This window comes from Rhodococcus sp. KRD175, from assembly GCF_017168275.1.
Classification (GTDB): Bacteria; Actinomycetota; Actinomycetes; order Mycobacteriales; family Mycobacteriaceae; genus Rhodococcoides; species Rhodococcoides fascians.
Genome location: NZ_JABFAQ010000004.1, coordinates 48345 through 72741, shown reverse-complemented (window position 1 = coordinate 72741; position 24397 = coordinate 48345). Strand labels below are relative to the sequence as shown.

At 64.6% G+C, this 24397-nt stretch carries 26 protein-coding genes; 13 read left to right on the top strand and 13 right to left on the bottom strand.

All coding sequences use genetic code 11. The features are described 5' to 3' along the window. Nucleotides 1–15: 15 nt before the first annotated feature. From J1M81_RS04805 to J1M81_RS04785, 5 genes are all read right to left on the bottom strand, one after another. Complete coding sequence (locus tag J1M81_RS04805) at nucleotides 16–870, bottom strand: phosphatidylcholine/phosphatidylserine synthase (RefSeq protein ID WP_027498461.1); 855 nt, start codon at nucleotides 868–870, stop codon at nucleotides 16–18. A 7-nt stretch (nucleotides 871–877) separates the two neighbouring features. Further along, nucleotides 878–1594 (bottom strand): phosphatidylserine decarboxylase, encoded by a 717-nt coding sequence (locus J1M81_RS04800; protein WP_027498460.1) that lies wholly within the window; start codon nucleotides 1592–1594, stop codon nucleotides 878–880. Nucleotides 1595–1733: 139 nt separating this feature from the next. Continuing rightward, nucleotides 1734–2003 (bottom strand): GlsB/YeaQ/YmgE family stress response membrane protein, encoded by a 270-nt coding sequence (locus J1M81_RS04795; RefSeq protein ID WP_027498459.1) that lies wholly within the window; start codon nucleotides 2001–2003, stop codon nucleotides 1734–1736. 87 nt (nucleotides 2004–2090) lie between these two features. Next, on the bottom strand, nucleotides 2091–2555 hold the full coding sequence (locus J1M81_RS04790) for an SRPBCC family protein (RefSeq protein ID WP_032399584.1): 465 nt from the start codon (nucleotides 2553–2555) through the stop codon (nucleotides 2091–2093). 126 nt (nucleotides 2556–2681) lie between these two features. Next, nucleotides 2682–3458 (bottom strand): DUF1206 domain-containing protein, encoded by a 777-nt coding sequence (locus J1M81_RS04785; RefSeq protein WP_027498457.1) that lies wholly within the window; start codon nucleotides 3456–3458, stop codon nucleotides 2682–2684. A 264-nt stretch (nucleotides 3459–3722) separates the two neighbouring features. Between J1M81_RS04785 and J1M81_RS04780 the strand changes: the two genes are divergently transcribed. From J1M81_RS04780 to J1M81_RS04755, 6 genes are all read left to right on the top strand, one after another. Beyond that, nucleotides 3723–3860, top strand: a complete 138-nt coding sequence (locus tag J1M81_RS04780) for a hypothetical protein (RefSeq protein ID WP_155288428.1) — start codon at nucleotides 3723–3725, stop codon at nucleotides 3858–3860. 97 nt (nucleotides 3861–3957) lie between these two features. Continuing rightward, nucleotides 3958–5613, top strand: coding sequence for an FAD-dependent oxidoreductase (locus J1M81_RS04775; RefSeq protein WP_032399583.1), 1656 nt, complete (start codon nucleotides 3958–3960; stop codon nucleotides 5611–5613). After that, on the top strand, nucleotides 5610–7043 hold the full coding sequence (locus tag J1M81_RS04770; protein ID WP_032399582.1) for an ATP-binding protein: 1434 nt from the start codon (nucleotides 5610–5612) through the stop codon (nucleotides 7041–7043). Before J1M81_RS04775 ends, J1M81_RS04770 begins: the two co-directional genes overlap by 4 nt. Then, a complete protein-coding gene (locus J1M81_RS04765) occupies nucleotides 7040–7384 on the top strand; it encodes a UBP-type zinc finger domain-containing protein (RefSeq protein WP_032382254.1) in 345 nt (114 codons plus the stop codon). The genes J1M81_RS04770 and J1M81_RS04765 overlap by 4 nt, the downstream gene beginning before the upstream one ends. Nucleotides 7385–7464: 80 nt before the next feature. Beyond that, complete coding sequence (locus J1M81_RS04760) at nucleotides 7465–8142, top strand: GPP34 family phosphoprotein (protein ID WP_032399581.1); 678 nt, start codon at nucleotides 7465–7467, stop codon at nucleotides 8140–8142. Between the two features lie 6 nt (nucleotides 8143–8148). After that, nucleotides 8149–8751 carry a DJ-1/PfpI family protein gene (locus J1M81_RS04755; protein WP_032399580.1) on the top strand — a complete coding sequence of 201 codons (603 nt, stop codon included), beginning with the start codon at nucleotides 8149–8151 and terminating at the stop codon, nucleotides 8749–8751. On the opposite strand, the gene J1M81_RS04750 is transcribed toward J1M81_RS04755, so the two are convergent. After that, on the bottom strand, nucleotides 8731–9078 hold the full coding sequence (locus tag J1M81_RS04750; protein WP_032399598.1) for a DoxX family protein: 348 nt from the start codon (nucleotides 9076–9078) through the stop codon (nucleotides 8731–8733). The two genes, J1M81_RS04755 and J1M81_RS04750, sit on opposite strands and share 21 nt — an antisense overlap. 79 nt (nucleotides 9079–9157) lie before the next feature. Between J1M81_RS04750 and J1M81_RS04745 the strand changes: the two genes are divergently transcribed. Further along, the gene (locus J1M81_RS04745; protein WP_032399579.1) at nucleotides 9158–9487 is read left to right on the top strand and encodes a helix-turn-helix domain-containing protein; all 330 of its coding nucleotides are present in this window, start codon (nucleotides 9158–9160) and stop codon (nucleotides 9485–9487) included. 49 nt (nucleotides 9488–9536) lie between these two features. Here the strand turns inward: J1M81_RS04745 and J1M81_RS04740 are convergent, their stop codons facing one another. Further along, a complete protein-coding gene (locus J1M81_RS04740; protein WP_032382256.1) occupies nucleotides 9537–11405 on the bottom strand; it encodes a BCCT family transporter in 1869 nt (622 codons plus the stop codon). A 289-nt stretch (nucleotides 11406–11694) separates the two neighbouring features. On the opposite strand from J1M81_RS04740, the gene J1M81_RS04735 reads away from it, so the two are divergent. Further along, on the top strand, nucleotides 11695–12612 hold the full coding sequence (locus tag J1M81_RS04735; RefSeq protein WP_032390649.1) for a serine/threonine-protein kinase: 918 nt from the start codon (nucleotides 11695–11697) through the stop codon (nucleotides 12610–12612). Nucleotides 12613–12677: 65 nt separating this feature from the next. Here J1M81_RS04735 and J1M81_RS04730 read toward each other — a convergent pair whose 3' ends face one another. After that, nucleotides 12678–14159 carry an amino acid permease gene (locus J1M81_RS04730; RefSeq protein ID WP_027498447.1) on the bottom strand — a complete coding sequence of 494 codons (1482 nt, stop codon included), beginning with the start codon at nucleotides 14157–14159 and terminating at the stop codon, nucleotides 12678–12680. 406 nt (nucleotides 14160–14565) lie between these two features. Here J1M81_RS04730 and groL point away from each other — a divergent pair, with 406 nt between their 5' ends. Next, nucleotides 14566–16191: a chaperonin GroEL gene (groL, locus tag J1M81_RS04725; RefSeq protein ID WP_008713461.1), complete on the top strand. Its 1626-nt coding sequence runs from the start codon at nucleotides 14566–14568 to the stop codon at nucleotides 16189–16191. A 115-nt stretch (nucleotides 16192–16306) separates the two neighbouring features. Here groL and J1M81_RS04720 read toward each other — a convergent pair whose 3' ends face one another. Next, nucleotides 16307–16660, bottom strand: coding sequence for a VOC family protein (locus J1M81_RS04720; RefSeq protein WP_032399578.1), 354 nt, complete (start codon nucleotides 16658–16660; stop codon nucleotides 16307–16309). A gap of 92 nt (nucleotides 16661–16752) precedes the next feature. Between J1M81_RS04720 and J1M81_RS04715 the strand changes: the two genes are divergently transcribed. Both J1M81_RS04715 and J1M81_RS04710 read left to right on the top strand, forming a co-directional pair. Continuing rightward, the gene (locus tag J1M81_RS04715; RefSeq protein ID WP_032399597.1) at nucleotides 16753–17541 is read left to right on the top strand and encodes an RsiV family protein; all 789 of its coding nucleotides are present in this window, start codon (nucleotides 16753–16755) and stop codon (nucleotides 17539–17541) included. A gap of 30 nt (nucleotides 17542–17571) precedes the next feature. Then, nucleotides 17572–18474 (top strand): alpha/beta fold hydrolase, encoded by a 903-nt coding sequence (locus tag J1M81_RS04710; RefSeq protein ID WP_032399577.1) that lies wholly within the window; start codon nucleotides 17572–17574, stop codon nucleotides 18472–18474. On the opposite strand, the gene J1M81_RS04705 is transcribed toward J1M81_RS04710, so the two are convergent. Genes J1M81_RS04705 through J1M81_RS04690 form a run of 4 tightly spaced genes read right to left on the bottom strand, consistent with a single transcriptional unit; the run spans nucleotide 18471 to nucleotide 21696 of the window. Beyond that, on the bottom strand, nucleotides 18471–18794 hold the full coding sequence (locus J1M81_RS04705) for a putative quinol monooxygenase (protein ID WP_032365151.1): 324 nt from the start codon (nucleotides 18792–18794) through the stop codon (nucleotides 18471–18473). The two genes, J1M81_RS04710 and J1M81_RS04705, sit on opposite strands and share 4 nt — an antisense overlap. Nucleotides 18795–18840: 46 nt before the next feature. Next, nucleotides 18841–19866, bottom strand: coding sequence for an NAD(P)-dependent alcohol dehydrogenase (locus tag J1M81_RS04700; protein WP_027498442.1), 1026 nt, complete (start codon nucleotides 19864–19866; stop codon nucleotides 18841–18843). A gap of 5 nt (nucleotides 19867–19871) precedes the next feature. Then, nucleotides 19872–20651 carry an iron-sulfur cluster assembly protein gene (locus tag J1M81_RS04695; RefSeq protein WP_080736388.1) on the bottom strand — a complete coding sequence of 260 codons (780 nt, stop codon included), beginning with the start codon at nucleotides 20649–20651 and terminating at the stop codon, nucleotides 19872–19874. Nucleotide 20652: 1 nt separating this feature from the next. After that, nucleotides 20653–21696: an amidohydrolase family protein gene (locus J1M81_RS04690; protein ID WP_032389017.1), complete on the bottom strand. Its 1044-nt coding sequence runs from the start codon at nucleotides 21694–21696 to the stop codon at nucleotides 20653–20655. Between the two features lie 150 nt (nucleotides 21697–21846). On the opposite strand from J1M81_RS04690, the gene J1M81_RS04685 reads away from it, so the two are divergent. Together J1M81_RS04685 and ligD are read left to right on the top strand one after the other, a co-directional pair. Then, nucleotides 21847–23313, top strand: coding sequence for a helix-turn-helix domain-containing protein (locus J1M81_RS04685; protein ID WP_051365423.1), 1467 nt, complete (start codon nucleotides 21847–21849; stop codon nucleotides 23311–23313). 72 nt (nucleotides 23314–23385) lie between these two features. After that, the gene (gene ligD / locus J1M81_RS04680; RefSeq protein WP_032373709.1) at nucleotides 23386–24333 is read left to right on the top strand and encodes a non-homologous end-joining DNA ligase; all 948 of its coding nucleotides are present in this window, start codon (nucleotides 23386–23388) and stop codon (nucleotides 24331–24333) included. Nucleotides 24334–24397: the final 64 nt, after the last annotated feature.

Below are 24397 nucleotides of genomic sequence, written 5' to 3'. Positions count from 1 at the left end.
AACCTAATGGGGTCGTCAGCTGCGCGGTCGGCGAAGTCCCAGACGCGCCTGCGACCGGCGCGCGTTGCCGGGTGACCGTCGAATGGCGCGGCGTTCCGCGCGACGCTCGGCCGGCTTCGCATCCCACGTGTACGGGCGTGCAGCCGTCCAGCGCTGCGAGCGCACCGCGAACGGAATGTGCACGAGGTAGGCGAACACCAATCCCATCAGCAGGACCAGCGGGAAGGTGATGAGCGCGGCAGCGAGCAGCGCGACCAACACCAGCAAACCGGCGGCCAAGCGCGGTGGCACCGAGACCGTCTTGAGCGCGAGAGTGGGGATGGTGCTGACGATCAGACCTGCGGTGAGGATCGACCAGCCGGCGACGACGTAGAACGAGGCCCACCAGCCGTCGCCGAATTCCTCGAACGCAGCGATCGGGGCGAGCGCGATGAGTGCACCTGCGGGTGCGGGGACCCCGGTGAAGAACTCGCGGGCGTACGCCGGGGTGTCGTCCTCGTCGAGCAGGGTGTTGAACCGGGCGAGGCGGAGCACGATGCTCACGGCGTACACCAGTGCGACGATCCAACCGCCACTACTGCCCTCGAGCAGAGTCACGTAGAGCACCAGGGCGGGCGCGACGCCGAACGAGATTGCATCGGACAGAGAATCCAGCTCGGCACCGATCTTGCTGGTGGCGTCGAGCAGACGAGCGATGCGGCCGTCCAGTGCATCGAGTATCGCAGCGGCACCGATCATCGCGAGTGCGGTTCCGAGTTGACCGTCGAGAGCGAACTTGACCGCCGACAGCCCGGAGCACAACGCGAGAATGGTGACGACCGACGGAAGCAGACGGATAGCAGCAGGCGGCTTGGCGCGTCTGGTGATCATGTCGTTTCTACTGGGGGAGCTCGGCGAGTACCGTCTCGGCACCGACCGCTCGTTGGCCGCGTTCGACGAGGAGCGTCGTCCCGGCCGGGAAGTAGGTGTCGACGCGGGAGCCGAATCGGATCAGGCCGTACGTGTCGCCGATGGAGAGCACGTCTCCGACCTTCGCGTTGTTGACGATGCGTCGAGCGATGAGACCGGCGATCTGCACCACGCCGACGTGGTGACCGGAATCGGTTTCGATGTGCATGCTGTTGCGTTCGTTGACCTCACTGGCCTCGGCCAGGTCTGCGGACTTGAACTGACCGCGGCGATGCACGACCTCGACCACGCGTCCGCCGACGGGAACACGCTGCACGTGCACGTCCAGAACGGACAGGAAGATGCTCACTCGCGGCACGGGCTGTGCACCGAGATCGAGCTCGGCGGGCGGGACGGCGGTGTCGACGAGGGTGACCAAACCGTCGGCGGGAGCGACGACGACGCCGGGGCGGTTCGGCGGCACCCGCGACGGGTGGCGGAAGAAGGTGGCGCAGGCTCCTGCGGCGACGAGCCCGGCATTGCGGACCCACTTCGACCGACGGCCGAGCACTGCGACGGCCAGGGGACCGCCGACGAAGGGCAGTCCGGCGGGGTGTAGCGGTGGAACCGTTTCGCGAACCAGGTCGACGATGTGAGCCACTCCCGTGCGGGGTGGTTGATCAATCGGGGCGGGACGGCGTGCCACGGTCTCCTCTTACTGTTGGGCGAGCTCGGATGCGGGCAGGGATTGGACGCCGGGGACTGATCGGACGGCGAACAAAACGACTGCCGGGGCCCTCACAGAGTACGTGAGCGGCCCCGGCAGTCGGGAAGTGCGAGTGAAATCAGACGCGGCTGCGACCGGTCACGAGCTTGACCAGGAACAGCAGGATGCATGCACCGAGGATGCAGGTGATGAAGCTGAAGATCAGGCCGCCACCTTCGACGTCGACGCCGAAGACCTTGAGCAGGTAACCGCCGATGAGGCCGCCGATGATGCCGACGACGATGTTCAGGATGATGCCCATCTGAGCATCGGTCTTCATGATCTTGCTGCCGATCCAGCCTGCGAGCCCGCCGATGATGATCCAGCCGATGATTCCGAGACCCAACATGTGTTGCCCCCACTTTCCGTGTGTTCGATTGCTTGTCGAAACCATGGATGCCCAGGGGCAACAAACCTGAAACCTTCCTGAGAAAAGTTATTTTCGGCTCGACTTTTCGCTTTCGGTCTTGATTCGTCGGAGCGTGCTGTTCATGCCTTCGACCAGCTCGACATCGAACTCGTCGATCCCGCCGAGGATCCGCTTGACCAGCAACGACGACACGGCCGAGGTGCCGCTGGGGGCTTCCCGCTTCTCGACGACGGTGGTTCCGGTTGCCGTAGGAGTGAGCGTGTACGACCAGGTCGTCTTGTTCTCGACGATGCGGAACGCCAGTGCCTTGTTCGGCTCGAAGGTGACGACCTTGGCGCTGGTCGGCCAGACGAGCAGGCCCTTGCGGTTGATGTTGAGCGTTCGGGTGCCCTTGCCGACGGGTCCGCCGAAGACCTTCATCTTCTTGCACTGCGGACTCCACTCGCCCATGCGCTGTAGGTCCGAGACGACCGACCACACGGCCTGCGGACTGGCATCGATGTCGATCGTGGCTTCGAGGGTCTTGCTCAACGTGGGCCTCCGGGTTGTAGGAATAGCTGCAACTGATCGTCACACCAATCGTGTGCATCCTATGTGGCCGTGACCACACTCGGCCACCATGTGAGTGAAACCTCGTAGCCCACTACGAACTTCCACTCACATGCGAGCGAAGCGAGCCAGGACGAACGCATACAGGCCGTACAGAGCGATTCCCACGCCGGCGAGGATCAACAGAACCTGCCCGTACGGCTGGGCTCCCAGGGTCTTGACAGCACCATCGATTCCGGTGGCCTTCGACGGGTCGGACTGCAGTACCGCCACGACGACGAGGATTCCCGCTCCCACGAGCGCCGTGCCCTTGGCCGCGTATCCGGCGATGCCGAGTTTGACGACCGCTCCGCTCTGGCTGCCTTCGAGGTCGTCGAGGAAATTCTTCGAGACGCCCTTGTAAACGTGGTATCCGCCGACGCCGATGACGATCAGGGCGATGACGATCAGAACGAGCTTGCCGCCACCGGATTCCATCAATCGCGCGGAGTAGCCGGCGTTCTGTTGTCCGCTGGACTTACCGGACCCGGTCGCGAAACCGTAGGTGGAGAACGCGAAGGCAATGTAGACGACGGCCAGCGCCGCCGCCTTCAGTCGATCCATCGCGCTGCCCTCGTCGGAATCGGACTTCTTGCCGACGATGGCCTCGACGATGCGCCACAGGGCCAGTGCCACGAACGCGACGACGGCAACCCACAGTGCGATTTTGCCGCCGGGCTTCTCGGCCAGTTCGGCGAGTGCTCCGGACTGGTCGGCGTTACCGCCCTGACCGAACGCCAATCGGATGGCGATGTATCCGATCAGGATGTGCAGCACTCCGCTGACGAAGTGTCCGGCCCGGGCCGCCTTCTCGAATGCACCGTTGTCCTGAACCGAATTGGCCAGTGATTTTCCTGTAGCCGATTTGCCTGTTCCCGAATGTCCCGACGTGGATTTTCCCGACGTGTTCACGAACGTTCCCCGATCAGTTGATGTGGGCCGATGTTTACCCCACGTAGAGCGGGGAGAAACGGTCTTTCGGCGCGAAACGCCGTACGAGATCCCAGCCCGGCGTTAACGCCGGGCGGACACTGATCGATGTAGCAAGCGGAGTGTCGGGACCAACGAAGAAATTGTTCGGAGTGATCCACCGTGAAATTACAGTCGATAATGCGTCGTACCAGCAGTGATCTGCCCCTGTTGAAGACCGCCAGGATGAGCGGCAGTCCGCGTACCTGGCCGGCCGAGAAGCTCGAGCGGCTGCTCACCCCGCAGGAGATCGATCTGATCAGGCGCGGCCGAATCTGACCCTGCTGTTCCCAGGCTCGACGCCGTCACTCACCTCCCATAAGGGGTCCGGTGGTGGCATGCTCATGAGGTTGACGAGCACCAGTCCTGGAGGGTCATGAAACCGGTCATTCTCAGCGTCGACGACGATCCCGGAGTATCGCGTTCGGTCGCCCGCGACCTGCGCCGCCGGTACGGCGAGCAGTACCGGATCGTGCGCGCGGAATCCGGTGCCGGGGCGCTCGATGCGCTCAAGGAGCTGACGTTGCGCGGCACTCCGGTCGCGATTCTGTTGGCCGACTACCGCATGCCGAACATGAGCGGCATGGAATTTCTCGAACAGGCCATGGATCTGTTCCCGACGGCGCGGCGAATCCTGCTCACCGCGTATGCCGACACCGACGCTGCGATCGACGCCATCAACGTCATCGATCTCGACTACTACCTACTCAAGCCGTGGGACCCACCCGAGGAAAAGCTCTACCCCGTGCTCGACGCCCAACTCGAGGCCTGGTGCGCGTACGACCACCGAGCCGTCGAGGACACCAAGATCGTCGGCCACCGATGGTCTGCGCGGTCGTCGGAGATTCGCGAGTTTCTCGCCCGCAATCGACTGCCGTACCGCTGGTACATGTCCGACGAGTCCGAGGGCGCGCGTCTGCTGGCCGCGGCCGGAGTGGCAGACGACCGGCTCCCGGTGGTCATCACCACCGAAGGTGACGCGCTGATCGAGCCGTCCGATGCCGAACTCGGCAACCGCCTGGGGCTGACGGTCTCACCGTCGGAAGAGTTCTACGACCTCGTCGTCATCGGCGGCGGCCCGGCCGGTCTCGGCGCTGCGCTCTACGGCGCGTCCGAGGGACTGCGCACCACGTTGATCGAGCGCACTGCGACGGGCGGGCAGGCCGGGCAGAGTTCACGCATCGAGAACTACCTCGGCTTTCCCGACGGCGTCTCGGGTGCACAACTCGCGGAGCGGGCTCGGCGGCAGGCGCTGAAGTTCGGTGCCGAGGTGGTCACCACGCAGGACGTCGTGGCCTTGGAGACCAACGGCGCTGCGCGGACCGTGCGATTCGCCGACGGCCGCAGCATCAGCGCCCAGACGATCATCCTGTCCACCGGCGTCGCCTACCGCCGGTTGGAGGCCCCCGGAATCGACGACTTCACCGGCCGCGGGGTGTTCTACGGGTCGGCGATGACCGAGGCAGCTCGCTGCGCCGAGCAGGACGTCTTCATCGTCGGCGGCGCGAACTCGGCCGGCCAGGCAGCGGTCTATCTTTCGCGAGGCGCGAGGTCGGTGACGATCCTGATCCGCGCGGCGTCCCTCGAAGCATCGATGTCGTACTACCTCATCAAGCAGATCGAGGAGAACCCGAAGATCAGCGTTCGGCCGTGCACCGAGGTCGTCGGCGTCTCCGGTGACGGGCACCTCGAGCAGATCACGCTGCACAACAGGGCAACCGACGAGACGACGACAGTGGACGCGCAGTACCTGTTCCTGTTCATCGGCGCGGCACCGCGCACCGATTGGCTCGAGGGCGTGCTCGTTCGTGACGATCATGGATTCGTGGTGACGGGCCCCGATCTGGTCGTCGACGGCCGCGGTCCTGCCGGGTGGACCCCCGCGCGGCTGCCGCATCACCTCGAGACCAGTGTGCCCGGGGTGTTCGCGGCCGGGGACGTTCGATCCGACTCGGCCAAACGTGTCGCGTCGGCAGTGGGAGAGGGAGCGATGGCCGTGATGTTGGTGCACAGATATCTGGCGAACCCGTGAACGCGCCCCTGTGTGATCCGGAGGAGTTGCGGACGCTGTTCTTGTTCGAGCAGCTCACCGACGCACAGCTCGCCGAGCTGTGTCGAGACGGCCGCATCGAGACGATCGAGCCGGGGCCGGTGTACGCGGAGGGCGACCCAGCGACGTGCTTCTACGTGTTGATCGAGGGCTCGGTGGTGCTCTCGAAGCTCTCGGGCGGGGAAGACCTGGTGGTCAATCGCACCTCGCAGCGTGGGGTGTATGCCGGTGCGTGGCAGGCATATCTGGGTGATCGAGTGCCGCAGACCTATCAGGGTTCGATGCGGGTGACCGCGCAGTCCCGGTTCTTCGTCCTCGATGCCGACTGCTTCGCCTCGATCGTGCGCGAGTGGTTCCCGATGGCCCTGCATCTGCTCGAGGGATTGTTCTTCGGAAACCAGAACACCAAGCAGGTCGTCGAGCAACGAGAACGCTTGTTGGCGTTGGGTTCTCTGTCGGCCGGGTTGACGCACGAGCTGAACAATCCGGCCGCGGCCGCGGTGCGGGCGACGTCCGCGTTGCGAAATCGGGTGGCGCACATGCGGCAGAAATTGGCAATGATTGCCGGCGGGACTCTCGATCGCTCGAGCTTGTCGCATCTGGTCGGACTGCAGAACGAGGCCGTGGAGTTGGTGGCCAAGGCGCCCCAGTTGACGGCCATGGAGGCGTCGGACAGGGAGGACGAGCTCGGAGAGTGGTTCGACGACAACGGAATCGACGGGGGATGGGATCTGGCCCCCACTTTCGTCTCGGCGGGTCTCGACGTGCCGTGGCTGGATCGGGTGTCGGCGACGGTGGGGGATCCGGCCATGCTCGAAGGGGCGATCAGGTGGCTCAACTACACGGTGGAAACCGAGTTGTTGATGAACGAGATCTCGGATTCGACCACTCGCATCTCCACTCTGGTCGGCGCAGCCAAGCAGTATTCGCAGATGGATCGAGCGCCGTACCAGACCGTCGACGTGCGGGAACTACTCGACAGCACGCTGATCATGCTGGGGCGCAAGATCGGTGACGATATCCGCGTGGTGAAGGAATACGACCCGTCGGTGCCGCCGATTCCCGCATATGCCGCCGAGCTCAATCAGGTGTGGACCAATCTGACCGACAACGCGGTGCAGGCCATGGAGGGCCGCGGCACACTCACCGTCCGCACACTTCTCGACGACGATCAGGTGCAGATCGAGGTGTGCGACACCGGACCCGGTGTGCCGGAGGACATTCGGTCACGAATATTCGAGCCGTTCTTCACCACCAAGGCCGTCGGTGAGGGCACGGGACTGGGTCTGGACATCTCGTGGCGGATCGTGGTGAAGAAACATCAGGGCGATCTGCGAGTGGTGTCCGAGCCAGGGGACACCCGGTTCATCGTGCGACTGCCCGTTCATCCAGCAATCGAGGAGGCATCATGACAATCGACGGTATCGATCCGACGGTCCCGCCGTCCGGTCCGGGCTGCGTGGAGTGCACGCAGACGCAGGGGTGGTGGGTGCATCTGCGGCGATGTGCGCAGTGCGGGCACATCGGGTGCTGTGACTCGTCTCCGTCGCAGCATGCCAGCAAGCACGCCGAATCCACTCGGCACCAATTCGTGCGCAGCTACGAGCCCGGTGAGGACTGGTTCTACAACTACGAGGACGAGCAGATGTACGACGGGCCCGAACTTGCTCCGCCGCAACATCATCCGCTCGATCAGACGGTTCCGGGCCCCCGTGAACGGGTGCCCTCGAATTGGCAGAGTCTGATCAACTGAGTGGGCGGGGCCGACTGAACAGTCGATTTCGCCCGGATGAACACCGCAAATCCAGCGCGCACTGTGGGTAATCTCGCAGCATGACCTTGATTGCGGAGGACCTGCTGCTGTTGTTGCTCGACGACGAATCGGGCAAGCCATCGGCCGATTCCACCAAGTTGCCCCGTGTTCTCGCGGGTGCGCTGGTCGTCGAGCTCGCCCTGGGCGGGTCGCTCCGCATCACCGGTCCCGGTGAGCAGACCAAAAAGGACCACGTCGTCGTCGCGGGAGATCCGCCCGCAGACCCGTTGCTGCGCCGGGTGTTCGATCTCGTGGCAACGGCGTCGCGGCCGATGAAGCCGCAGAAGGTGATCGAGAAGTCGCAGAAGAACCTGGCGAAGGAACTGGCTGCGCGTCTGGTCGCGCAGGGTTTCGTCACCGAGAAGCAGGACAAGGTCTGGGGACTGTTCCCGACGATGACGTGGCCGGCTCGCGACACCTCTCGGGAGAAGGTGCTGCGGGATGCACTGCGTAGTGCCCTCGTCGACGACACGACGCCGACGCCGCATTCGGCTGCCCTGATCTCACTGATCTCGGCAGTCGATCTGACGCACAAGGTCATCGTCGACGCCGACAAGAAACTACTGAAGACCAGGGCCAAGCAGATCGCCGAGGGTGAGTGGGCGGGTGCGGCTGTCCGCAAAGCGGTCTCGGACGTCAATGCCGCGGTGACGGCAGCGATCATGGTTCCCGTCATCGTTTCGACCACGAGCAGCTGAGGCGAAATGAGAAGCATTGCGATTCTGTTGTTCGACGACGTCGAGGTGCTCGATGCCTGCGGGCCGTTCGAGGTGTTCTCGGTGGCCAATCGGGTGGCCCAACGTGCCGGTGGCGCGGTGCCTTTCGACGTGACGCTCGTCGGGCTCGAAAACGGAGCGGTACGCGCGCGAGGTGGGATGAGGATCGGCGTCGACACCACGATCGACGATCCACGGACCTACGACCTCGTCCTGATTCCCGGGGGTGTCGTCGACGCGGTCGAAGCGGACGGCCGAGTTCTTCAGTGGCTGCAGCGACTTCGACCCACCGCAGAAGTTGTCGCATCGGTGTGCACCGGTGCGTTCGTTCTCGCCGCGGCGGGCCTGCTCGATTCGCGTCCGGTCACCACGCACTGGGAGGACCTCGACCTGTTGCGCACGCGCTGGCCTGCGCTGGCTGTGCACGAGGGAGTTCGATACATCGACCACGGTGATTTGGCGACGTCGGCCGGTATCAGTGCGGGCCTGGACCTTGCACTGCATCTGGTCGCGCGGTGGACGAGCACCGATCAGGCTCTCGCCACCGCGGGCCAGATGGACTACGACTGGTCAGGCGCTGAGCACCCGTAGGACCAGGGCGACGACGGCGAACACGGCCAGGCCTGCCGCCGGCCCGAATTCCTTGTCCTTGACGCGCAGGTGCGCGACGACTGCTCCGACGAAGTACGCGATGACGCCGATGGCTGCCGCGACCCCGATCGGCCACGCGAACAGGCCGACGAGCAGGCCGACGGCACCGAGGATCTCTGCGTAGGCCAACCACGGAATCTTGTCTGCGGGCACGCCCACCTGCTCGAGCATCGGGACGACGGAGGGGTTGCGCGTCAGCTTCCCGACGGCGGAGAACGAGAGTGCCACGGCCAGCAGCACCGATACGACGACTGTTGCGATGAACATGAGCCCTGCTTTCATTTCTGAGGCCACTAGTGAATCAGAAGTGGCAAGGCAGACAGTAGCACTTCGGTACGGTGGGGTCATGGCCGCGAACGAACCCACTCACGAACCTCGTGCCTGCGACGGAGCCTTGACCAAAGCGTTCGGCTTCCTCGGCAAGCGATGGAACGGAATTCTGCTGGCCACCCTGATGAACGGGGCGATGGGATTCGCGGACCTACGCCGGGCCGTCGGTGGCATCAGCGATTCGGTCCTGTCCGAGCGGCTCGGAGAGCTCGGCAAAGCCGGCCTGGTTCAGCGAACAGTGGATCACGGACCGCCGCTGTCGGTGCAGTACAGCCTGACTCAGTCCGGTGCGGCGCTGCTGCCGTCCCTGCAGGCACTGACCGACTGGGCTTCGAAAAACCTCTGACCCCCGCGAACATGTCGCGAGGGCCAGAGATCGGTGGGTGAGAAGGCGTTCAGTCCGCGTTCTTGCTGACGTTCTGGCCTTCGGCCGAATCTGCGAACTCCTGAGTGTCGAACACTTCGCCGCCCAGGGGATCGACCGGCGCGTTGTCGCCGGAGTACTCGACCGCACCCGTCTCGGGGTGAATCTCGAGTTGTTCGGTGGGCACCTCGTGCACCGCCAGTACGACGCTGCCGTCCGTGCGCGGCGGCGTCACCCCTTCCCGAGACGGTGCCAAGCCGGAGAATGTCGACGAAATCCCGGCACTCACTCGCTTGCGTGCCGCCGGTGACACCGGTGCTGCCTGAGGCTCGTCCTCCCCGACATCGGGTGTCGCGGTGACGCGCAGGTACCGCGGGGTGGTGGCGACGTCGTAGCGGAAGGCCTTGAGCATCGACACGCATGCCAGCACCAACACGATCGAGAACGGTACTGCCGTGGCTATCGACATCGTCTGCAGGGCAGTCAGAGAACTGGTTCCTCCGATCAGCAGCAGCACGGCCGCAGCCACGCCCTGCAGGACGGCCCAGTAGACCCGCGTGATCTTCGGGGTTTCCAGCTCGCCGCCGGTCGCGAGGATGTCGATCACCAGCGAGCCGGAGTCCGAGGACGTCACGAAGAAGAACACGATCACAGCAATGGCTATGACGCTGGTCAACGCCGCAATCGGCAGACCGTCGAGCACCTGGAACAGACTGGTGTTGGTGTTCACGGCCCCTTCGGCGTCGAGCAGATCGCCGTCGTTGCGCTGACGCAGAATGCCCGTGTCACCGAAGATCGTGAACCACAGCGAACCGACGATGGTCGGTGCAAGCAGTACGCCGAAGACGAATTCACGGATGGTGCGACCGCGAGAGATGCGGGCGATGAACATGCCGACGAAGGGTGCCCAGCTCATCCACCAGCCCCAGTAGAAGATGGTCCAGCCGCCGGCCCAACCGTCGTCGGAGAACGGAGAGGTGCGCAGCGCCAACTCGGGCAGGGCCTGGACGTAACCGCCGAGATTCTGCACCCAGGACTGCATCAGGAAGAGCGTCGGGCCGAGGAGCAGCACGAACAGGGCGAGCGCAGCTGCCAGACCCATGTTGATGTTGGACAGCCACTTGAGGCCCTTGGACACTCCACTGACCACCGAGAAGGTGGCGATGCCGGTGATGGCGGCGATGAGCAGGATGACGAACCAGTTGGTGGTCTCCACCCAGCCGAGGTATTCCAGCCCCGCCGAAATCTGCTGTACACCGAATCCGAGCGAGGTCGCCACACCGAACAGGGTGCCGACGATGGCGACCGTATCGATGGTGTGCCCGATTGCGCCCTCGATGCGCTTGCGGCCCAGCAGTGGCTCGAGCAGCCAACGCACGGTCAGCGGGCGACCCTTGCGGTAGGTCATGTACGCCATACCGAGGCCGACGACCACGTAGATGGCCCATGCGTGCAGACCCCAGTGGAAGAGCGTCAGCTCCATCGCCTGGCGTGCGGACGCGTCGGTGCTGCCGGGGATGCCTCCGGCCTCGGGTGGTGTCACGTAGTGCGAGAGGGGCTCGGCGACGCCGTAGAACACCAGGCCGATGCCCATGCCGGCGCTGAAGAGCATCGCGAACCAGGACAGGACGCCGAACTCCGGCTTCTCGTCGTCTCGGCCCAGGCGAATATTGCCGACCCTACTGAGGCCGCAGTACAGCGCGAACAGTACGAAGCCGGTCGCGGCGAGGATGTACCACCAGCCGACGCCGGACGTGATCGCCTTGTTGAGTGTGTCGAACGAATCCGCCGCGGTGCTCGAATAGACCACGGAGAAGGCGATCATGACGAAGATGATGACGGACGCGGGCACGAAGACCGGTTTGAGCAGGCCGCCCCACGCTTCCTTTACTGCTTTCACTTACTTGACTTCCTTACAACTCGAGTCGAGGTGATCGGCTGACCACTATCGGTATGCCGTTCTTTTTCCCTTGTTTTGGTCAAGTACCGGTAATCACCATAAACGACGTCGGCGCGGGCGGCGAAACGTGACCGAGCCGGTGAGCTGGGGAGACAGGCCCGCGTCGAAAGTCTGCCGAGTCGCCGCGAGCACCCGAACGGACTACAGTTCTGTCGATGTTGCGGTCTCGCCCGGTCGTCCCCTTGTGGAGTCGATGTGCCGCGAGTAGCACTGCTGCACAGGAGATTCCGTGAATCCCGGCCAGCTGCAGCCGGGTGCGGAGTTCGCCGGCTTCCGGGTGCAGCGTCGCCTCGGGGTCGGCGGCATGAGTGAGGTGTACCTCGTACTCGGCCGCGGACACGATCGGCTCGAAGCTCTGAAGATCCTCGACCGCGACGCCTCGCGCTCGCCGCGACTGCGCACCAAATTTCGGACCGAGGCCACGGTGGCCGAGCTGCTGGTGCATCCGAACATCGTGTCGGTGCACGAACACGGTGAGTTCGAGGGCCAGTTGTGGATGTCGATGCACTACGTCGACGGGTACAGCGCGGCGCGGTTGGTCGCTCGCGGTCAGATCGCTCTCGACGTCTCCCGCGTGGCACGCATCGTCGCCGAGGTGGCCAAGGGCCTCGACTACGCCCACTCGAACGGCGTCCTGCACCGCGACGTCAAGCCGTCGAACATCCTCATCTCCACCGAGCGGGTGGACGGGTACGAGCAGGTGTTGTTGTCCGACTGGGGAATTGCGCGTCTGGTCGACGACTCGACGCCGCTGGTCGTCGGCGGAACGGTGCTGGCGTCCATCCACTACGCGGCACCGGAACTGCTTCGCGGGGGAGTGCTGAGCGCGCAGACCGACGTCTACGCATTGGGGGCGACGCTGGTCGAATTGCTGACCGGGCGAACGCCGTACCCGTTGGCCACGCCGCTCGCGATCACCGCCGCACATCTGTCGGCCGAACCTCCTGCGGTGACGCGGCGCCGCCGATCACTGCCGCGGGGTCTCGACGCGGTGGTCGCACGCGCGTTGGCCAAGGACCCGGCGGATCGATTCCAGACCTGCGTGGAGCTTGCCGACGCCGTCGCTGCTGCTGTTTCTGCCGGAGTGCCGGAGCCGCCGGCGCGACGCTCACCGTTCACCCGCTCGCGATGGCTCAGGTTTTCTTGACTCCATGAGCAGGGCCCCGCATCGGGTCGATGCGGGGCCCTGGCTCGAGAGGGGGTTGGGAAGGGTCACTCCTCCGGTTCGGTCGGACGGTTGGCCACCACCGGGTACTGGCCGGTGTAGCCCATTCGTTCCTCGGCCACCGAGAGCACCTTGGTGCGCACCAGGAACCAGCCGCCGATCAGTGCGGGGATGATGACGACGAGGGTCGCGATGGTCCACGAGCCGATCGGGGCATCGAAGGCCATCAGGACCAGCACGCCGAACAGGAACACCAGCGTCGCGTAGCTCGTGTACGGCGCACCGAACAGTCGGAACTTGGGCCGCTTCAGGATGCCCTTCTTGGACCAGCGGTACAGCTGAATCTGGCACAGCACGATGGTCGCCCAGCTGGCGATGATGCCCAGTGCGGACATGTTGAGCACGATCTCGAAGGCCTCGCCGGGGGCGATGGCGTTGAGGGCGACACCGAACAACGTGATGAAGCAGGTCAGCAGAATGCCGCCGAACGGCACTCCGCCCTTGGTCATCTTCTTGGTGAACTCCGGCGCACTACCGTTCATCGCCATCGACCGCAGGATGCGGCCGGTCGAGTAGAGACCGGCATTGAGGCTGGACAGCGCCGCGGTGAGCACCACGATGTTCATGATGGTGCCCGCGCCCCCGAGGCCGATGCTCGAGAAGAACGTCACGAACGGCGAGGTACCGGCCTGATATGCGGTGTACGGCAACAGTAGTGCGAGCAGTACCAGCGAGCCGACGTAGAACAGTGCGATACGGGCGATGACCGAGTTGATCGCCCGCGGCATGATCTTCTCCGGGTTCTCGGTCTCACCGGCGGCGGTACCCACCAGTTCCACTGCAGCATAGGCGAACACGACGCCCGAGATGACGATGACCAGGGGCCACGCGCCGGACGGGAACAGACCGCCGTTGTCGGTGATCAAGCTGATTCCGGGCATCTCGGAGCCGACGGGGATGCGGCCGGCCAGGAAGACGATGCCGACGATCAAGAAGGTCACCAGCGCGATGACCTTGATCATGGCCGCCCAGAACTCCATTTCACCGAACCACTTGACCGACACCAGGTTCAGGCTCATCACCAGAACCAGTGCGACCAAGGCGATGGCCCACTGCGGAATCACCTCGAAACTTCCCCAGTAATGCATGTAGGTCGCGATGGCCGTGACGTCGACGATGGCCGTCATCGCCCAGTTGAGGAAGTACATCCACCCGGCGACGAATGCGGCCTTCTCGCCGAAGAACTCGCGAGCGTACGAGACGAAGCTGCCCGACGACGGGCGGTGCAACACCAATTCGCCGAGGGCGCGGAGAATGAAGAAGACGAAAATTCCACAGAGGGCGTAGGCGAGGAACAGGCCGGGGCCGGCACTGGCGAGGCGTCCGCCCGCGCCGAGGAACAGGCCGGTGCCGATTGCGCCACCGATCGCGATCATCTGCAACTGTCGAGGTTTGAGGCCCTTGTGGTAGCCCTCTTCCTCGTGGTCCATCGCCGAGTTGTCGTACGACGTGTCGACCGTATCGGACATATTCGATCCTCACTGTCGCTTTTGCGGGGGTTTGCCCGAATTTTTCGGGTGTCGAAACCGTTGTCGCTCAACGGTATTAGCGTCGCGGGTTCGATGCACAGTATTCGGATGTTAACAATGCGTCCGGGTGTGAACAGTGTGTGACGGATACCGGCTCGGCCGAGCATCTGCTCGAGACCTGCGTCCCGCGGTGGCGTCGAGCATGGGGGGTGCGGCGGTTCGCTGGCGGCGGACGACCTTGCACTCACCATGGGCGAGTGCTAGAAATGCAGTTGGCACTCTCGACACGTGAGTGCCAGGTCGGGACACGGTGAGGCCGGGGAATCAACGACACCCCTGGTCGTCCGTCGCGGGCACCGAGCTCGGCCAGCAATGTGTCACCCCCAATCCGGAGGATCACTTCGCAATGGCCAAGATCATCGCGTTCGACGAAGAGGCACGCCGTGGCCTCGAGCGAGGCCTCAATGCCCTCGCCGACGCAGTAAAGGTGACGTTGGGCCCCAAGGGTCGCAACGTCGTACTCGAGAAGAAGTGGGGAGCTCCCACGATCACCAACGATGGTGTTTCCATCGCCAAGGAGATCGAGCTCGAAGATCCCTACGAGAAGATCGGTGCCGAGCTCGTCAAGGAGGTCGCCAAGAAGACCGACGACGTCGCAGGCGACGGCACCACCACCGCTACCGTTCTCGCTCAGGCACTCGTCCGTGAAGGCCTGCGCAACGTCGCAGCCGGCGCGAACCCGCTCGGCCTCAAGCGCGGCATCGAGAAGGCTGTTGCAGCCGTCACCGAGTCGCTGCTCGCGTCCGCCAAGGAGATCGACACCAAGGAGCAGATCGCTGCTACCGCTGGCATCTCCGCAGGCGACCCGTCCATCGGCGAGCTCATCGCCGAGGCAATGGACAAGGTCGGCAAGGAAGGCGTCATCACGGTCGAGGAGTCCAACACCTTCGGCCTGCAGCTCGAGCTCACCGAGGGCATGCGCTTCGACAAGGGCTACATCTCGGCGTACTTCGCCACCGATGCAGAGCGTCAGGAAGCCGTCCTCGAAGACGCGTACATCCTGCTCGTCAGCTCCAAGATCAGCACCGTCAAGGACCTGCTGCCGCTGCTGGAGAAGGTCATCCAGTCCGGCAAGCCGCTCGTCATCATCGCCGAGGACGTCGAGGGCGAAGCTCTCTCCACACTCGTGGTGAACAAGATCCGTGGCACCTTCAAGTCCGTCGCCGTCAAGGCTCCCGGATTCGGTGACCGTCGCAAGGCGCAGCTCGCCGACATCGCCATCCTCACCGGTGGCGAGGTCATCAGCGAAGAGGTCGGCCTCTCCCTGGAGACCGCCGGACTCGAGCTGCTCGGTCAGGCACGCAAGGTCGTCATCACCAAGGACGAGACCACCATCGTCGAAGGCTCGGGAGATTCCGACGCCATCGCCGGTCGCGTCAACCAGATCCGCGCCGAGATCGAGAACTCCGATTCCGACTACGACCGCGAGAAGCTGCAGGAGCGCCTGGCCAAGCTGGCCGGTGGCGTTGCAGTCATCAAGGCCGGAGCGGCAACCGAGGTCGAGCTCAAGGAGCGCAAGCACCGCATCGAAGATGCAGTGCGCAACGCCAAGGCAGCCGTCGAAGAAGGCATCGTCGCCGGTGGCGGCGTGGCACTGCTCCAGGCAGCGCCCGCACTCGACAACCTCAAGCTCGACGGTGACGAGGCAACCGGCGTGAACATCGTTCGCGTCGCACTGTCCGCCCCGCTCAAGCAGATCGCATTCAACGCAGGCCTCGAGCCCGGCGTCGTTGCGGACAAGGTCTCCAACCTGCCCGCAGGTCACGGCCTCAACGCCGCGACCAACGAGTACGAGGACCTGCTCGCTGCAGGCATCAACGACCCGGTCAAGGTCACCCGCTCGGCACTGCAGAACGCAGCGTCCATCGCGGCTCTGTTCCTCACCACCGAGGCCGTCGTCGCCGACAAGCCCGAGAAGGCCGGAGCGCCCGCTGGCGATCCGACCGGTGGCATGGGCGGCATGGACTTCTGAGTCCCGTCTTGCACTGAAGAAGCCCGGCACCTTTCGAGGTGCCGGGCTTTTTCACGTTCGAATCGGGTGCAACCAGCCGCGCTCAGCGCGGTCGGCTGCACCCGATGTGCTGTAGTCAGTCCCGGTGATACGCGATGTTGACGACGTTGCCGTCGGGAGCGCGAACGAAGAAGGGGCGCACACCCCACGGCTCGGTCGTCAATGGGTGCACGATCTCGTAGCCCAGTTTCAGCGCTTCGGCGTACGCGCCATCGACATCGTCGGTGTGCACCGACATCACCGAATCCTCGGGTGCGCTCCGGTCGCTCGTCACCAGCTGAACGCTCACCGGGCGATCGGGTGACGACAGCCGCGCGACCCACCCCATATCGAACTCCTCGGATTTCAGACCGAGAAACTCGGTGTAGAACGATTTGGCCTCGTCGACGTCCGGAACCCGCAGGTTGGTGATGATGCTCGTCGTTTTCATCGAACTCCCTTTCCGAACGTGGGCCGGTCGGAGACCCGGGAGGTTCGACGCTAGCAGCGGAGTTGCCGGCTGTTCGGTGGTTAGTGTGGGTCATGACGCGAATCCGCTCGATGACGGTCGCACTCGCTCTGGCAGCGGCCGTCGCGGGCTGCTCCACCTCGGGAACTGCCACGCCCGTATCTGCACCGACCACAACCGATGTCACCGCCACCATCGATCGAGCCGCGCCGACGACTACAACGCCAACCACTACCTCGAGTGCCGCCGAGCCGTACGTTGTCGGCAGCACCCGGGTCACGGGATCGACAGCGCGTGCGACTTACGACGTCGCGATTCCACAGCTGAGCGGCGGCAATCCGGCCGTGACAGCCGAATTCAACGAGTCGATGCGCGCGGCGTTGCAGGACCAGATCGACCGCGACTACGGGAACGACTTCGCCCTCAGCGACGGCTATTCGAAGGGGCAGGCCCACGTCGGTCGACGCGTGATCAGTGCCGAACAGATCACCGATTGGATCGCTGTGCCGCCCGGAGCGCACGGTAATTCACTGCTTGCGACCGTGACGATCGATGCCGATACGGCGCAGCCGATCTCCCTCGGCGATGCCTTCACCGATCTGGATGCCGGCTTGTCTCGACTGTCCGATCGAGCAGCGGCAATTCTCCCGTCCACCCGCGCAGGCGACAGCTTCGAGCGCTCGGGCATCGAGCCGACGGAGGCCAACTTCGCGAACTGGACGGCATCGCCGGACGGTATGAACATTCACTTCGGTGACTACCAGGTGGGGGCCTATGGCATCGGCCTCATCACGATCACGGTCCCATGGACCGACCTGTCCGACGTCCTCGCTCCCGGCATGGAGGACGTGCTGAGCAGCTGACCCTGGGCCCGACAATGCGAGCATGGACCCATGATGATTCGCGCAGGGGTGCTGGACGTTGCCTACGACCGCGTCGGTGATCCGTCCGGCCGCTCGGTGGTACTGATGCACGGGTTTCCGTACGACCCGCGCGGTTACGACGACGTCGCCAGGCTGCTCGCCCAGTCCGGTTACGACGTGGTGGTGCCGTACCTGCGCGGCTTCGGGCCCACCCGGTTCGTCGACGGAGACACGATGCGCTCGGGTGAGCAGGCTGCGATCGGCCACGATCTTCGCGAGCTGATCCTCGCCCTGGAGCTGAACGACCCCATCGTCGCCGGTTACGACTGGGGTGGGCGAGCGGCGTGCGTCGTCGCCGCGCTGTGGCCGGAACTGGTGTCGGGTCTGGTGAGCGTCTCCGGATATCTGGTGCAGGACATCGCTGCCGCTGTGTCCACGCCGGTGCCGCCGCACCTCGAGAAGCGATACTGGTACCAGTACTACCTGCACTCCGAGCGGGGTCGGGCCGGGCTCACGGCCTACCGCGCAGAGATCGCGCAGACGCTGTGGACGGACTGGTCGCCGACGTGGAGGTTCGGGGATTCCGAATTCGCGGCCACCGCGCCCTCGTTCGACAACCCCGACTTCGTGGACGTGTCCGTGCACTCGTATCGGCACCGATACGGCATCGAGGCCGGGGACGCCGCCTATGCAGAAACGCAGGAGTTGCTGACACGGCAACCGGCGATCACGGTGCCCACGGTCGTGATCGATCCGACCGAGGACACCGTCGCCTCGCTGTACGGCAGCCCGGACCACACGGCGCACTTCACCGATCTGATCGATGTTCGCCAGGTCGATTGCGGCCACAACCCGCCTCAGGAATTGCCTGGGCAGTTCGCCGACGCCGTCATGACGCTCGGCCAGGTGATCCGGGATCGCGAAAGGAACTAGTCGACCGCGAGTTCGCCCAGTTCGTTCCAGTCGGTGCCGTCGACTTCCTGGCTGATGATCTTCGGCGTCTCCACCAGGTACGGCGGAAGATCCTTCTGGGCCTGCTTGAAGTGATCCGAATTCACATGGGCGGCACCGGCATCCGGGTCCTTGAACGCCTCCACGAGGACGTACTCGGTGGGGTCGTCGAGGGTGCGCGACCAGAAGTACCAGAGGCATCCTTCCTCGGCCTGGCAGGCTTCGGTGAAATCGCGCGAGATCTCGGGCCAGTTGTCGGCGTGCTCGGGCTTCACCTTGAACTTGGCGGTGATGAAGATCAACGTTGCTCCCTGTGGTTGTAGTGACGAATCTGGGTTGTACCCGATTTCACGGTACGAGAATCGCGCGGCCGCGAACCCGACCGTTGTCGAGGTCGTCGATGGCACTCTGAAAGTCGTCCAAGGCGTACGTCTGCGTGTGCAGGTTGACGGCACCACGGGCGGCGAGGGACATCAAGTCGCACAGGTCGTTGTAGGACCCGACGAGATTGCCGACGATGTTCTTCTCCGCCGACACCAGGTCGATGGTCGGCACGTCGACGTTCTCGCCGTACCCGATGACGTGATAGTCGCCGGCCCGCCTCGTCATGGCCAATCCCTCTGCGGTGGAGCCGTTCTCGCCGACGAAGTCGAGTACCACCTCGGCTCCGAAGCCGCCGGTGAGTTCCATGACCTGGTCGACCTGACTGCCGTCGGCGACCACCGCGTGATCGGCCCCCAAGGTGAGCGCGAGTTTCACGGCGTCGGCATTGCGGTCGATGACGATCAGCTCGGCGGGCGACAGTGCCTCGAGTACCTGAATGCCGATGTGGCCGAGGCCACCTGCTCCGATGACGACGCACTTGTCGCGGGGAGTCAGACGCCGGGCCGCCTTCGCGGCCGCGTGATAGGCCGTCAGGCCGGCGTCGGCGAGCGCAGCGACCGCGGACGGTTCGAGCGAATCGTCGATCTTGACGACGGTTCGCGCATTGGTCCGTAGGTAATCGGCGTATCCACCGTTGGTGTCGATACCCGGGAAATCGCTCGTCTCGCAGTGGACGTCGTCGCCCGAGCGGCACGCCCGACACAACCCGCACGTGACGAGTGGATGCAGAATCACCTTGTCGCCCTCGCGGACGTTGGTGACGGCCGATCCGACGGCATGTACCCACCCGGCGTTCTCGTGGCCGATCGTGTACGGCAGTGTGACGCCGGATTTCTCGGCCCACTGGCCTTCGAGGATGTGCAGATCGGTACGGCATACGCCGGCACCGCCGATCCTGACGATGACGTCGAGTGGACCCTGTACTTCCGGAATCGGAACCTCGGTCATCTCCAGATTCTTGTGATATCCGACGACCTGGACGGCGCGCATCGAACTCATGAAACATGCTCCTGTGTAGTGCGGAGGGGGACAGTGAGAGTGGTGAGAGGAACGAACGCGCCCTCTTCGCGAGGGACTTGCTGTTCCTCTGCGCCGGGGTAGCGGGTCTGCAGCAATCCGCGGCAGAAGTGCGCATTACCGTCGATCGAAACGCGGGTGGCGCGGGCGCGTCGCATCACCATCGTCAGGTCGCCGGTGTGTGGACGACCCGCATGATCGACCAGTGCCGGTGCGGCCGGATCGGTCCGCAGGCCGAGAGCCTCGCGGCGGCGAAGCAGCGCGGTCGAGGTGCGATCGTCCGGTAGATCTCCGAGAACCACTGCGGCCAAGTCGTTCTCGGTCGAGTCGGGATTGGCGCGCAACCACGCCATGAGCGACCGTTCCATCGCCGCCACATAGGCCTTGCGGCGAAACGTCGCGCGTAATTCCTCGAGATCCTCCTCGGCCTCGTGTCCGAAGGTGCCGCGGTAGCCGGCGTCGGCGGCGAGGCCGGCATTGATCTTGTCCGAGTCGTGGTGATCGTCCAGTTCGACGAGAACGTGCTCGGTCCACGGCAACGCCGTCAGCACGTCCTTGGAGTCTCCCGCCATCAGATACGCGAAGTTCGGCGAACAGAACGACGTCGGCAGTCGAAGATGAACGTGCACAGTGCCCTCGTCGACGTCGAGCGACCGGACGAAGCCGAGATCGGTGATGGGCTCGTCCAATTCGGGATCCAGGACGACTCCGAGGGCGGTGTACGCCTCGTCCTTCCTGGTGGTCACAGCAGTCGTCACGTCACACCGCCGCGAGATCGGCGCGCTCGGGCTGACGCGGTCCGGTCTCGGTCTCGTCGGCGTCGGGCAACTGCAGTTCGGCCGGCACCGGGATGTCGTAGAGCTTGGCGGCGTTCAGTCCGAGCACCTTCTTCTTCTGTTCGAGCGTGATCGGTGCGTATTCGTCGAGGGACTCGTGGATCTGGAAGTCGACGAACCCTTCGACCAACCACTTGGGCGTCCACAGCGCGTAGTCCGAGGAGAAGAAGATGCGGTCCTCGCCGAGCCAGTAGAGCAGTTCGCCCATGATCTGACCGAAGTACTTCGGCCGCGTGTGCATGAACGGGATGGCCACCGCGAGGCCGGCGTACACGTTGGGCTCCTGGGTGGCGATCCAGCAGAAGTCCTCCAGGCGCGGCAGTCCGCAGTGTTCGACGACGAAGTTCAGATCGGTGAAGTCGGTGGCCACGTGGTCGACGTCTGCGACGTCGAACGCATCGCGATCGAGCGGACGGATGGTGGGTCCCTTGTGCACGTGGATGTTCTTGATGCCGACCTCGCGGCACACGTCGAGGTAACGCCGAGTCCAGTCGTCGTCGAGCTTGTAACCGCGAGAATCGCCGTGCCAGTCGGCCGTGTAGAGCTTGACGCCCTTGAGCCCGAAGCGTTCTGCGTCCGCACGCAGCTGGTCCAGGCCACGTTCGCCGTTGCGTGGGTCGAAGTGATGGTTGTAGGTCAGCTTGTCCGGGTGAGCTGCAGCGAGCGCCGATGCCTCGTCGGTCTGGCCGAACCCGCGGTGATAGAACTCGCCCAGGTGAGCGGGCTGGAAGATGGCGTGGTCGACGTACCCGATCTCGAACAGGTCGCGCATCAACCGATCGCCGCCCTGGTAGAGGTACTCCTCGTAACTCCACAGCTCGCTCTCGGGGGAGAGGTTGCGGTGGTAGTCGTAGAAGCAGTCGATGAACTGCTTGCCGTGGATGTTGCGTTGGTTCTCCTGCCGCGCATCCCAGAGCGCGACGTGGGCGTCCACGATGAAGTAGTTCTCGCCGTTCTTGCTGTACATGGCTGACCTCCAGAGACTGTGCGTGACGTCTGTCACAAGCGATCTGTCGATGACGGTAGGCGCGGCTGAGGCTCGGCGAAATGGAGTGATGTCTCAATTCGAGACGCTGGTTTCGGATCCATGGCGACCAGCGAATGTAACCTGAATCACATGGCAGATCCCGAGGGTCTCGTGCGGGCCCGCTTGCACTCGGAGCCCCTCGCTGCCGTGTCGCATCGGTTGCTCGCATCGTGGCACCGAAGCCAGGAATTCGGAGTGCCACTCGAAGACGTCGTACCTGCATTTTCGGGCACCTACGACGGCGAATCGCTGTTCTACCGATGTGGGCGCGAGGTGCTCGACGGACTGCGCGACACGTTGGCGAACGAGCCGGTGTCGATGATGCTGACCGACGCCGACGGTCTGGTGCTCGATCGAGTGAGCGCGGACCGCGAGCTGTTGGCCGCGCTCGACCGTGTGCATCTGGCCCCCGGCTTCTCGTACGGCGAGAACCAGGCGGGCACCAACGGTCTCGCCCTCGCACTCGCCGATCGAATTCCCGCAGTGGTGCGCGCCTCCGAGCATTACTCGCTCTCGCTCACCGGATACACCTGCGCCGCGGCACCGGTGCTGAACCCGATGACGGGCACCGTGGAGGGCTGCGTCAACCTCACCACGTGGTCGGAGTCGTCGACGGATCTGCTGCTGGCCCTTGCTCAGTCGGCGGCAGGGAACACTGCGGCGATGATGCTCGCGCGAGCGCAGGGACAGCATGCGCGTCCGGCTCCACGTGGGACGGTCTTTCGCGTCGAGGCGTCATCGGGTCGGCCGGGTGCGGGCAGCGTCCCGACGCTGTCGACGCGGTGGAATCAGGCTCTCGCGTCCTCCGAAACAGCTCTGAGCCAACATGATTCGGTCCTGCTGGTAGGAGAACCGGGAACCGGACGTGCCACGATTCTGGCCCGAGCGCTGCGTACCATCCGCCCACGGGGTCGAATTCTGAGTGCCGGAGTTCCGGCGGCGCGCGACGTCGACGCCTGGCTGGATCTGTGGACGCCCGAGCTGCCCAAGCCGGACACCGCCGTGATCGTCCGCGACGTGGACCGGCTGCCGGCGCGAGGGGCGGACGCGTTGGCGGAACTGATCTCTCGCGTCGGTGACGGCGTGCCCGTCACCCTGACGGCCTCCGATTACGACGCTGTTCCCGCTGCCCTGGCGCAGCTGGTGCGTTCGGTCGTCGAGGTCCCGCCGCTGCGCGATCGGCCCGAGGACATCGCTCCGCTCGCTCGGCATCTGGCATTGCGGGCGCGTGGACGCGAGGTCAGCCTGACCGGCGACGCCGAACGAGCCCTCGTCGGATATTCGTGGCCGGGAAACGTCACCGAGTTGGCGACGGTGATGCACGAGGCGGCGGTCCGCGCCGACGTCGTCGGCGTCAATCATCTTCCGCCCGAAGTGCTTTCGCGCACCACGCAACGTCTGACACGAATCGAGACGTTCGAGCGCGACGAGATGATTCGAGTACTCAGCCGGCCCGGCATCACGATGAACCAGGCGGGCGAGGAACTGGGAATGAGTCGGGCCACGATCTACCGCAAGCGAGACCGCTACGGCATCACGCTGCGTTCCCACACGTAGCTTCGGTGGACCTGCGAGAAAAACTCCGACTTCCGAGCGCGCGCGGCCGCGGGTACATCTAGTGTCGCTGGTATGGCATCTCCGGCAATAGAACTCGAGGTGGGTACGCGCACGGTGCGCATCTCCAACCCCGATCGGGTGTATTTCCCCGAGAGCGGTGCCACGAAGCTGGACCTGGTGAACTACTACCTGAGCGTCGGCGACGGCATCGTCCGCGCGTTGCGGGAGCGGCCGTGCATGATGCACCGGTTCCCCAAGGGCCTCGCCGGCGAGAAGGTGCACCAGAAGCGGGTGCCGCACGGAGCCCCGCCGTGGTTGGAGACCGTCGAGGTGACGTTTCCCCGCTACAACCGCACCGCGGACGAGCTGTGCGTGACCGAATTGGCGCACGTCGCGTGGGCGGTGCAGATGTCGACGGTGGAGTTCCATCCGTGGAACTCGCGCCGCGCCGACGTCGAGATGCCCGACGAATGGCGCATCGACCTCGATCCGATGCCCGACTGCCCCTTCGATCGGGTGCAACGCGTCGCCGGTGTCGTGCAGGACGTGCTCGATGACCTCGGCGCAGTCGGCTGGCCCAAGACCTCGGGCGGTCACGGCCTGCACATCTACGTTCGCATCGACCCCGCCCACGGCTTCAAGGACTTGCGAAGGGGCGCACTGGCATTCGCGCGGGAGGTGGAGCGCCGCGCACCCGAGGACGTGACGACGACGTGGTGGCGCAAGGATCGCGACCCGTCGAAGTTGTTCGTCGATTACAACCAGAATGCCCGCGACCACACGATCGCCAGCGCGTATTCGGTGCGGGGAAACCCGAGGGCGACTGTGTCGACACCCATTTCGTGGGCCGAGGTACCTGACGTCGATCCACGCGAGTTCACGATTTTCACCGTACCGGCCAGATACGCCGAACTGGGCGACCTACATGCGGGTATCGACGACGCGGTGTTCGCCATCGACGAGCTACTCGAATGGGCGGAACGCGACGAGCATCAGGGCCTGACGGAGCCCGAGGAGTAGCCGAACTCGAAGTTATGGACGGAAATCGGCAGAAATCCGTCCATAACTTCGAGTTCGGCAGCCA

Bases quoted from the DNA above. Each gene is read 5' to 3' on its own strand.
- J1M81_RS04750 (WP_032399598.1), bottom strand. From the start codon at position 9,078: ATGTTCATCGCAACAGTCGTCGTATCGGTGCTGCTGGCCGTGGCACTC.
- groL (WP_008713461.1), top strand. From the start codon at position 14,566: ATGGCCAAGATCATCGCGTTCGACGAAGAGGCACGCCGTGGCCTCGAG.
- J1M81_RS04745 (WP_032399579.1), top strand. From the start codon at position 9,158: ATGGCCGCGAACGAACCCACTCACGAACCTCGTGCCTGCGACGGAGCC.
- J1M81_RS04765 (WP_032382254.1), top strand. From the start codon at position 7,040: ATGACAATCGACGGTATCGATCCGACGGTCCCGCCGTCCGGTCCGGGC.
- J1M81_RS04755 (WP_032399580.1), top strand. From the start codon at position 8,149: ATGAGAAGCATTGCGATTCTGTTGTTCGACGACGTCGAGGTGCTCGAT.
- J1M81_RS04700 (WP_027498442.1), bottom strand. From the start codon at position 19,866: ATGCGCGCCGTCCAGGTCGTCGGATATCACAAGAATCTGGAGATGACC.
- J1M81_RS04775 (WP_032399583.1), top strand. From the start codon at position 3,958: ATGAAACCGGTCATTCTCAGCGTCGACGACGATCCCGGAGTATCGCGT.
- J1M81_RS04710 (WP_032399577.1), top strand. From the start codon at position 17,572: ATGATGATTCGCGCAGGGGTGCTGGACGTTGCCTACGACCGCGTCGGT.
- ligD (WP_032373709.1), top strand. From the start codon at position 23,386: ATGGCATCTCCGGCAATAGAACTCGAGGTGGGTACGCGCACGGTGCGC.
- J1M81_RS04720 (WP_032399578.1), bottom strand. From the start codon at position 16,660: ATGAAAACGACGAGCATCATCACCAACCTGCGGGTTCCGGACGTCGAC.
- J1M81_RS04795 (WP_027498459.1), bottom strand. From the start codon at position 2,003: ATGTTGGGTCTCGGAATCATCGGCTGGATCATCATCGGCGGGCTCGCA.
- J1M81_RS04760 (WP_032399581.1), top strand. From the start codon at position 7,465: ATGACCTTGATTGCGGAGGACCTGCTGCTGTTGTTGCTCGACGACGAA.
- J1M81_RS04780 (WP_155288428.1), top strand. From the start codon at position 3,723: ATGCGTCGTACCAGCAGTGATCTGCCCCTGTTGAAGACCGCCAGGATG.
- J1M81_RS04685 (WP_051365423.1), top strand. From the start codon at position 21,847: ATGGCAGATCCCGAGGGTCTCGTGCGGGCCCGCTTGCACTCGGAGCCC.
- J1M81_RS04715 (WP_032399597.1), top strand. From the start codon at position 16,753: ATGACGCGAATCCGCTCGATGACGGTCGCACTCGCTCTGGCAGCGGCC.
- J1M81_RS04805 (WP_027498461.1), bottom strand. From the start codon at position 870: ATGATCACCAGACGCGCCAAGCCGCCTGCTGCTATCCGTCTGCTTCCG.
- J1M81_RS04730 (WP_027498447.1), bottom strand. From the start codon at position 14,159: ATGTCCGATACGGTCGACACGTCGTACGACAACTCGGCGATGGACCAC.
- J1M81_RS04690 (WP_032389017.1), bottom strand. From the start codon at position 21,696: ATGTACAGCAAGAACGGCGAGAACTACTTCATCGTGGACGCCCACGTC.